This window comes from Geothermobacter hydrogeniphilus, from assembly GCF_002093115.1.
GTDB lineage: Bacteria > Desulfobacterota > Desulfuromonadia > Desulfuromonadales > Geothermobacteraceae > Geothermobacter_A > Geothermobacter_A hydrogeniphilus.
This window is the reverse complement of the sequence record NZ_NAAD01000010.1, coordinates 131989-140213: the sequence shown is the minus strand read 5'-3', so window position 1 is coordinate 140213 and position 8225 is coordinate 131989. Positions and strand designations below refer to the sequence as shown.

8 protein-coding genes are annotated in these 8225 nt (G+C 59.7%); 3 read left to right on the top strand and 5 right to left on the bottom strand.

Annotation, left to right across the window (positions count from 1 at the left end; all coding sequences use genetic code 11):
- Positions 1-59: 59 nt before the first annotated feature.
- Positions 60-1124, bottom strand: coding sequence for a GPMC system family 4 glycosyltransferase (locus B5V00_RS09455; protein ID WP_085010536.1), 1065 nt, complete (start codon positions 1122-1124; stop codon positions 60-62).
- Entirely contained in the window at positions 1121-1942 is an 822-nt protein-coding gene (locus B5V00_RS09450) for a carbohydrate deacetylase (RefSeq protein ID WP_172399693.1), read from the bottom strand. The genes B5V00_RS09455 and B5V00_RS09450 overlap by 4 nt, the downstream gene beginning before the upstream one ends.
- A 445-nt stretch (positions 1943-2387) precedes the next feature.
- On the opposite strand from B5V00_RS09450, the gene B5V00_RS09445 reads away from it, so the two are divergent.
- Positions 2388-3398 carry a PEP-CTERM sorting domain-containing protein gene (locus B5V00_RS09445; RefSeq protein WP_085010534.1) on the top strand — a complete coding sequence of 337 codons (1011 nt, stop codon included), beginning with the start codon at positions 2388-2390 and terminating at the stop codon, positions 3396-3398.
- 178 nt (positions 3399-3576) lie between these two features.
- On the opposite strand, the gene B5V00_RS09440 is transcribed toward B5V00_RS09445, so the two are convergent.
- Positions 3577-4575, bottom strand: a complete 999-nt coding sequence (locus B5V00_RS09440) for an NAD(P)H-quinone oxidoreductase (protein WP_085010533.1) — start codon at positions 4573-4575, stop codon at positions 3577-3579.
- 366 nt (positions 4576-4941) lie between these two features.
- Between B5V00_RS09440 and B5V00_RS17435 the strand changes: the two genes are divergently transcribed.
- Positions 4942-5511 (top strand): rubredoxin-like domain-containing protein, encoded by a 570-nt coding sequence (locus B5V00_RS17435; RefSeq protein WP_085010532.1) that lies wholly within the window; start codon positions 4942-4944, stop codon positions 5509-5511.
- Positions 5512-5783: 272 nt separating this feature from the next.
- The gene (locus tag B5V00_RS09430; RefSeq protein WP_085010531.1) at positions 5784-6470 is read left to right on the top strand and encodes a nitrite/sulfite reductase domain-containing protein; all 687 of its coding nucleotides are present in this window, start codon (positions 5784-5786) and stop codon (positions 6468-6470) included.
- A 1-nt stretch (position 6471) separates the two neighbouring features.
- Here the strand turns inward: B5V00_RS09430 and B5V00_RS09425 are convergent, their stop codons facing one another.
- Both B5V00_RS09425 and B5V00_RS09420 read right to left on the bottom strand, forming a co-directional pair.
- A complete protein-coding gene (locus B5V00_RS09425) occupies positions 6472-7185 on the bottom strand; it encodes a response regulator transcription factor (protein ID WP_085010530.1) in 714 nt (237 codons plus the stop codon).
- Positions 7182-8144 (bottom strand): sensor histidine kinase, encoded by a 963-nt coding sequence (locus B5V00_RS09420; protein WP_085010529.1) that lies wholly within the window; start codon positions 8142-8144, stop codon positions 7182-7184. The genes B5V00_RS09425 and B5V00_RS09420 overlap by 4 nt, the downstream gene beginning before the upstream one ends.
- Between the last annotated feature and the right edge of the window lie 81 nt (positions 8145-8225).

Here is an 8225-nt window from a genome sequence, read left to right as displayed (position 1 = left end):
ATCATGGCGCCTTGACGCCGATTTAGGTAGTGGGGGGAGACCATTTCATCAACAGCCTCCTAGCATGGTTTTGCCGGCGTGTCTCCGTCCCCGGTCCGGTCGCCCGGAATGGCGCTGCCGGCCATGATGGCGGCGAGAATGGCAGCCAGCTGCCGACCTTCGGTTTCGGCGGCATAGCTGTGCGGGTCCGGGCGGCTGAGGATCCGGCGCAGTTCAGCATCGTCCAGCAGCTTCAGGGCCAGGCGTTGAAATTCGTCATCGTCGGTATAGAGCAGGCCGTTGTGCCCGGGGCGGACCACCGCCCGATTGCCGGGGATATCCCGGGCGAGAATCGGCCGGCCGATAGTGGCTGCCTCAACCAGGGCGTTGGCAACCCCTTCAGAAACCGAATTGTTGAGAACCAGGTCGGCCTGGCGCATCGCGGAAGGCATGGCGGCGCAGGGAATTTCGCCCAGGTAGCGGGCCCGGGGATGGTCCTTGAGCGCGGCGATGAAGGCCGCGCCGTAGCTGTGGTCGAGGATGGGACCGCAGAAAGCGAGGCAGACCGGTCTTCCGCTCCGGAAGATAGCGGCACTCATCCGCAACAGTTCCAGGTTGCCCTTGACCGGCCTGATGCTGGCCGGGTGAAGCAGCAGCAGATCTTTGCTGCCGAGCTGCAGTCGCTCCCGCAGGGGAAAATCGTCCGCGCCCAGTTCGATGCCCGGTGGCAACAGTCGCAGTTTGTCGAGCCAGGGAAGGTCTTTCTTATGCAGTTGCTCAAAGGCGATCCGGTTCTGCACGATGACGGTTGCCGCCTGTTGGTGAACCTGTCGGATGATCGCGGCCCGGTCCGGGATGTCAAGGTCGCGGTTGATATCGGTGCCGGTCATCAGCACGGCGAACGGGACCCGGTCGACGGCCGGAACCTGCAGCCAGGGCCGGCCGCTGCGCCAGGCATGCAGCAGCAGGGCGAGATTCGGCCGCTGTTGCCTGAGTTCGGCGACAATGGGAGTGGGATCCTGCGGGTCGGTTTCCACCCGCCGGATGTCCCAGCCCAGTTGTCGCAGTCGGCCGGCGAAGCGGGAGGCGGTGACATGGTTGCCGGTGGTCCGGGACTGGCGGGGGATGACGATCAACAGCTTCACTGTAAGGCTCCAAAATCGATCAGGCGGATTCCGTGTTGGGCAATCAGGTCGTCGAGATGAGGGCCCAGCAGAGCCTGCAGTTCAACTTCGCGCGGCGGGCCGCCGAAGGGATTCTCCCGATCGACATGGCCGGGGTGGACCATCAATTCCCAGTTGCCCGGCGGCAACTGCCGGATGATCTGTTCCAGGGCCGGGCGGTCGAACCGGTTGAGCCGGGGCATGCCGAACAACCCCCGCGGCGTTCGGATGGATCGTTGTTCAAGTGGCTTCCGGAGCGCGGGTGCGAGCCGCCGGTAGAGTGCCAATTCCTCTCCCAACGCCCCCTCGGGGTCGTCTGCCGGGTCCTCTGCCGGCAGCGGCATACGCAGCGCCCGGATATCGTACTCGCCGGCCAGATCAAGAACCAGCCCGGTCATCGATGGAAAGAGGAAAAAGTGCTGATGGGTATCGATGTGGTCCGGGGTCAGTCCCAGTTCCATGATTCGTTCGATCTGGGCGGCCAACTCCCGGCGGACGGCATCCGGTTCGGGAGGGCCGCTGATCAGTATCCGCCGCAATTGTTTTTTCCCCGGGAAACGGCCGTTGCCGGTGCTCAGTCCGGGGATGGGGCCGGTCAACGGGTATCCGTCAGCCAGGTTGAGGTGGACGCCGACGGGCAGCCCGGCATCCTCGGCCATGATGGCCGCCCCGCTGGTGTGCGGGGCGTTGGCCAGCAGCGAGGCGCTGGTGACGATGCCCCGACGGAAGGCCTGCAGGATGCCCCGGTCGGTGGCACTGCCGGCGCCGAAATCATCGGCGTTGACAATCAGGCGCCGCATGCGCAGCCCCCCCGAGAATGATGTGGGCCCGGTCGACATGGGAACAGGTTATTGATGTTCACGGTGGCTTCACCCTGATCTGACGCTCTCATCGTGGTCGGAAGGATAGCATAATTGTTCAGTTTTCTTTTCAGCATTCAGGGTCGATTTTTTTTACAACCTACCAATGTTTATTGTTGCGTGAAACGCCGTTGTTTTTCTGACTGTCGTTGAAGCTGCTGAAATAAAATGGTTTTCAGGAGGTGACCGGTTTACGGCCGGTTGTCGTCGGTTTTTTTGACAGAGTTTCTTGCCGGCCCTCCTCCAGTCTTTCAACATGCTGAAAATACATGAAAATCTTTTTGGCATCGAACTTGATGTTCCGGGAAGCATGGACCGTTTGTCTGGCCGATGTTGACCGGCCATCTGCCAATCACGATTGTCGTGCACCTAAGAGGAGAGGACGATGAAGAAAATATGTTTTTTGTGGGCCCTGGGCATGATTCTGACGGCTTCGTCGGCACTGGCGGTGGGGTATTATGAATTTTCTGTTTTCACGGGAGTTCCCGCGTATTCCGTATATGATGTCGCAACCTACGGCAACGAAATCTATTACGGGGGCGGGCCAAGTGTTTACCGGACCAGTGTCTCGATCGCGGATACAGCCAAGGCGGATGAACCCTATTACCTGGCGGATGGGACAACCCTGAATCCCAACTACCAGCCCCGGAGCTTCTCCTCTCCGGTCGCAATCAGCCTTTCCGGTTACGACGGTTCCCTGAACAGCAGCAGTGTCGGCGAGATGTATGTCGACGACAGCTATCTGTATACACTGGGATACAAGCAGAATGTGACGGCTGCCGGCTACCGCAACGAGGTTGTCAAATTCGACAAGGCGACCGGCAATTATGTCGAAACCGTAGCGAGTACGCCCACGGCCGGTGGTGCCATCACCGGCACGGGGTGGGGCAACTTTTCCCTCCTCTCCTACGGTGGCGGAAAATGGTGGGTGGGAAATGAAGATCGCGAGGTCTACAGCCTCACCCCCGGCGACTCTGACTGGACCTACCAGTTCACCTGGGCCAACATGGCTGGCTCTCACGGTGACGGCCTGGAATTCGTCAACGGATATCTGTTCGTTTCCGACATGACCTCCAACTACATTGCCCAGTGGGGAATGGGCGACAATCCCGATACGGAGGCAACCGAGACCGGTTGGAACGAGTGGAACAGGTTTGCCTATGATGAAATTCTCGGGACGTCGGGCAAGGATGTCGAGGGCATGGGCTTCGGCGCCCTGAACCATTTCTGGGCCGGCAACGGTACCTATCTCTATGAGCTCGGCGGCGGTGAGATCCAGCAATATCTCGGCGGCGGTGATGACGGCCCGCCGCCGGTGCCCGAACCGGGAACCCTCTTTCTGCTCGGCGCGGGCCTTTCCAGCCTGGTGCTGGCACGGCGGCGCAGATCCGAATGATCTGGTTCCGTCTCGTCGAGGTGGTATGGATTTGAAAAAGGGATGATGTTGACGGTCTGTCGGGACCGGTTTCAGGCTGCCTTTTGCACAATCCCCCCAGGGCGGCCATGAAGAGGACCGGCAACGGAATAATCCGTTGCCGGTTCTTGTGTTATGTGCCGGAGGCAGACCCCGGGAGTCAACTGATTTTCAGCACGATCTTGCCGAAGTGCCTGTCTTCTTCCATCATCCGGTGGGCGTCCCGGATCTGCTCGATGGGGAAGACCTGCTCGATGATCGGCACCACTTTGCGTTCGGCGAAAGCGGGCAGGGCGCGTTCGGTGAACAGGCGCACGATTTCTCCTTTTTCCGGCACCGGGCGGGAGCGCAGCACCGAGCCGATGATTTCCTGACGTTTGACCATCATCAGCGCCAGGTTCAGCTCCGCCTTGATGCCGCTGATGATGCCGATGATCACCAGGCGGCCGGCGTAGTCGAGCGAATCCATGTTCGGCTTGAGGTACTTGGCACCGACATGGTCGAGGATCATGCCGACTCCCTTTTTGCCGGTGTTGGCCAGGGTCCATTCCTTGACCAGGCCGGAAAAGTCGGGGGTGGTGGTGAAGTCGATGCACAGGTCGACACCGAGTTCCCTGACGCGGGCTTCCTTGTCGGGGTGGGTGGTGACGATCAGTTTGCTGTTCGGGGTCAGGGCCCTGGCCAACTGGACCGCCGCGGTGTTGACCCCGCCGCCACCGCCATGGAAGATGGCGGTTTCGCCGTCGGCCAGGCGGCCGAGAACGAAGACGTTGTGAAACGCGGTGATGTAGGATTCACAGACACAGGCCGCCTCCTCGAAGCTCATGTTTTCGGGGATCGGCATCAGGTGGCAACCATAGGCGACCGCGTACTCGGCATAGCCGCCACCGCCGACCAGTGACATGACCCGGTCGCCGACCTTCCAGCCCTTGACATCGCTGCCGAGCTCCTCAATAGTGCCGGCCACTTCGAGTCCGAGAATGTCCGAATCTCCCGGCGGCGGCGGGTACTTGCCTTCACGCTGTACCAGGTCGGGGCGGCTGATGGAACTGGCCACCACTCTGATCAGTACCTGATCCGCTTTCGGCGCCGGTTTCTCGGCTTCTCCGACTTTCAGGACTTCGACCCCGCCGAAGCCGTCCATCAAAACTGCTTTCATTGTCTCTCTCCTTGAATAGACTCATTTAGGATGATGCGCACAGGTGCCTTGATTATACCTGAATCAGTGGGTTTGTGCCGGATGAAGAGTGCAAGTGCTTGGTCTGAATGGGCTTTTCAAGAATCTGAGGCGCACCCACAGGTTCGCTGGTGATTGTTGCAAAGCGCAGACAGAGCAATGACTTGTGCTATTCGCCGGTGACGAGCTCACTGCTTCAGGTTATAGGCATTTGCCCGTTGCTTGCAAGCTTTTCACGGTGATGGCGCTTGCCTGGCAGGATTGTCTCCGTTAACATCTTGAAAGACCGTTCTCCGTGCCCGTTTGCTCTCTGCCGGGAAAATCGATCCCCGATGAAGGTATCTGTCAATGGCCAAGCAACAATGGAAGTGCATCGTCTGCGGTTATATCCATGAAGGTTCGGAGCTGCCGGAGATCTGCCCGGTCTGTGGTGCCGGCCGGGACCAGTTCATTCCGCTGGAGGCGCAACCGGCGAACCTGATCCATGATCTCTGGCATACTTTCCGCCTGCACGCGGTGATGGCTCATTTTCCCAATGGACTGGTGCCGGCGCTGTGGGTTTTTCTACTGCTGTTCTGGGTCACGGCACGGCCGGCGTTGGCCGAGGCTGTCTTCTGGCTGCTCCTGCTGACAGTGCTGACGGTGCCGGTTTCGCTGGCTTCGGGCATTTATGACTGGAAAACCCGTTACGGCGGTGAAAAGGCTCCCATCTTTTTGAAAAAAATCATCCTGGCGGCCGTCCTGTTCGTGGCCGGTTGCGGTGCTCTGTTTCTGCATTTTGCCCACCCCGAATTGCCGGCCGGGGGGGGCGTGGCGGCGTTTCTTTACCTGTTCTGCCTGGCGGTGATGATGGCCTGTGCGGTGCTGCTCGGTCATTATGGCGGCAAGCTGGTTTTTCACTGGAAAACGCGCCGCTGAGAGGGGCTGAAAGAATGCCGCCAAGATACCAAGAACGCCAAGAGAACCCTTTTAACGGAGAGACGCAGAGAGGGAGAGGCGCAAAGAAAATCAAATCTGGCTTATGGGTTTGAACCCAAGCAAGGGGGTTTGTTTTTCTCTCCGCCTCTGGTCTCAGCGTTGAAAGCTTTTGAATTTCTTGGCGCCCTTGGGAGCTTGGCGGCCCAAAGGGTTTTAATTTTTTCTTTTTTTCGCGTTGACCGCCTTCTTTTTGTTGTTACGAGGTTTGTTGCATGAGTGAAGAAGTGCCCAAAAAGGATCTCCCGGCCAGGGGAGCTATTGTACAGCGTGACCGGCAGACCTATGGCGTGGCGCCGCACACCCCGGCGGGTATCGTTACCCCCGATGTCTTGCGCAAAATCGCCGATGTGGCGGAACGGTTCGAGGTCAGCCAGATCAAGCTGACCAGCGCCCAGCGCATCGCCCTGCTTGGTCTTGAGGAAGAACAGCTTGATGCCGTCTGGCGGGATCTCGGCATTCAGCCGGGAGCGCCGCTCGGTCTCTGTGTCCGTTCGATCAAGGTCTGTCCCGGTACCGACTGGTGCAAGCGCGGCCAGCAGGATTCGCTCAGGGTCGGTCTTGAGGTCGATCGCCGCTACCATGGTATGCAGCTGCCGTGGAAGTTCAAGATGGGAGTTTCCGGCTGTGCCAACGACTGCGCCGAGGTCTGCCTCAAGGATATCGGCCTGATCGGCACCCTGAAGGGCTGGAACCTGATGGTCGGCGGCAACGGCGGCGGCCTGCCGCGACTTTCCCTGCGCCTGTTTCAGCATGTTCCGACCAGCGAAGAGGCGCTGGTGATGATTGACCGGTTGGTCGAGTGGTTTCGGCACCAGGATCGCAAGTGCCGGCTCGGCAAGCTGCTCGACGAGGTCGGCGAGGATACCCTGCGCCGGGTGGCGCAGGGCGAGGAGAAGTAGCTCAGCTTTCCTGCTCGCCGGTCGGGTTCGGCACAAACCGGTAGCCCCGTCCGCGCACGGTGAGAAAGTGCCGCGGCTCGGCCGGGTCGGATTCGAAGTACTTGCGCAGTCGGGCGACGAAGTTGTCGAGGGTGCGGGTCTCGGTGGCGGGGTCCATGCCCCAGGCTCGTTGCAGCAGTTCGCCGCGTGACAGGATTTCTCCCTCATGTTCGAAGAAAACCTGCAGCAGGCGGATTTCCTGCTCTGTCAGGCGAATTTCTCCCCTCCTCCCGTCCGCCAGGCCTTCAGACAGATCGACCCGGTTGTTGCCGAAGATGATCTCGCCGGTCGTGTCCGGTCGGTACCACTCGGAGCGTTTCAGCATCCCCCCGACCCTGAGCAGAAACTCGTCCAGGGAGAAGGGTTTGGTCAGGTAGTCATCAGCGCCGAGCTTCAGTCCCTTGATCCGGTCACGTTCCTCGGATCGGGCGGAGAGAATCAGCACCGGCAGGCGCGGCAGCTTTTCACGCAGCCGGCGACAGACTTCGTAGCCGGAGATGCCGGGCAGCATCAGGTCGAGGACCAGCAGGTCGATTTTTTCCTGCTGCAGCAGTTCCAGCCCGGCCTCACCGCTTTCCGCCAGCAGCACCCGGTAGCCCTCGGCTTCAAGATTGAAGACCAGGCCGCCGGCGATATGCTGTTCATCTTCGATCACCAGGATACAGGGACGGTTCATTCACCTTCCTCCACGATCGGTCCCTGCCAGGCCGGCAGCAGAATATGGACCGTTGTCCCCTGCCCCTTGCCGGCGCTTTCCAGCCAGACCCTGCCCTTGTGCAGGCGGATGATGACCCTGACGATGAACAGGCCCAGTCCCGATCCGCGAATGGTTTTTCCGGTTCCCCGCACCCGATAGAACATCTTGAAGACCTTTTTCAGGTCTCTTGCGTCCAGGCCGCGCCCGCGGTCGCTGAAGCGGATATGCAGCTGTTTTTTTTCCCGCTGCAGTGAAACGCTGATCTGTGGCGCGTCTTCCGAGTAGAGCAGGGCGTTTTCAAGCAGGTTGCGAAAAACCGTTTCCAGCGATTCGGGATCCATGCGCGTCCACAGTCCAGGGGGAATGTCGAGCCGCATTTTTCCCGCCCGCGGCAGGGAAAACTGGAGATCCTTGAAATAATTTTTCATCAGGGCTGAAAGGTTACCCGGTTTAAGGGTCAGTTTGAGACCCTTGTGTTCGAGCCGGTTGACGGTCAGCAGGTTGCTGGTCAGGGTGTCGAGCCGCTGAGTGTCGGCGAGCATGGTGTCGACAAAGGACGCCAGTTGATCCGGGTCCGGTTGGCGCCGGCGGATGGTTTCCAGGTGCAGGCGCAGCGAGGCGAGGGGGGATTTGAGTTCGTGAGTGACCTGGGAGATGAAATTGCGCTGTGCGCGGTTGAGGCTGATCTGCCGGCGCCAGTAGATGAAGATGACATAGACGCCGGCCAGGATGGCCACCAGCAGCAGGATGCCCTCTACCAGGATCATCCAGTCCAGTCCTCCGGCCGGCAGTTCGGTGCTGTATTTTTCCGCCAGTGCCCGCACCTGCCGGTGCTTGCCCATGAACCAGTAAATCCAGCCGACCAGCAGCACGATCCAGACCAGTTGCAGGCCGATGAAGGTGAAGATGGGATTAACCAGTTTCTGGAAGAGTTTCATACTGTTGGATATAGCATCCTCCCGGTTTTCCGACAAGTTTTACAGAACTTTGACAGAAGAGGTTGGTGAATTTTGCTAACT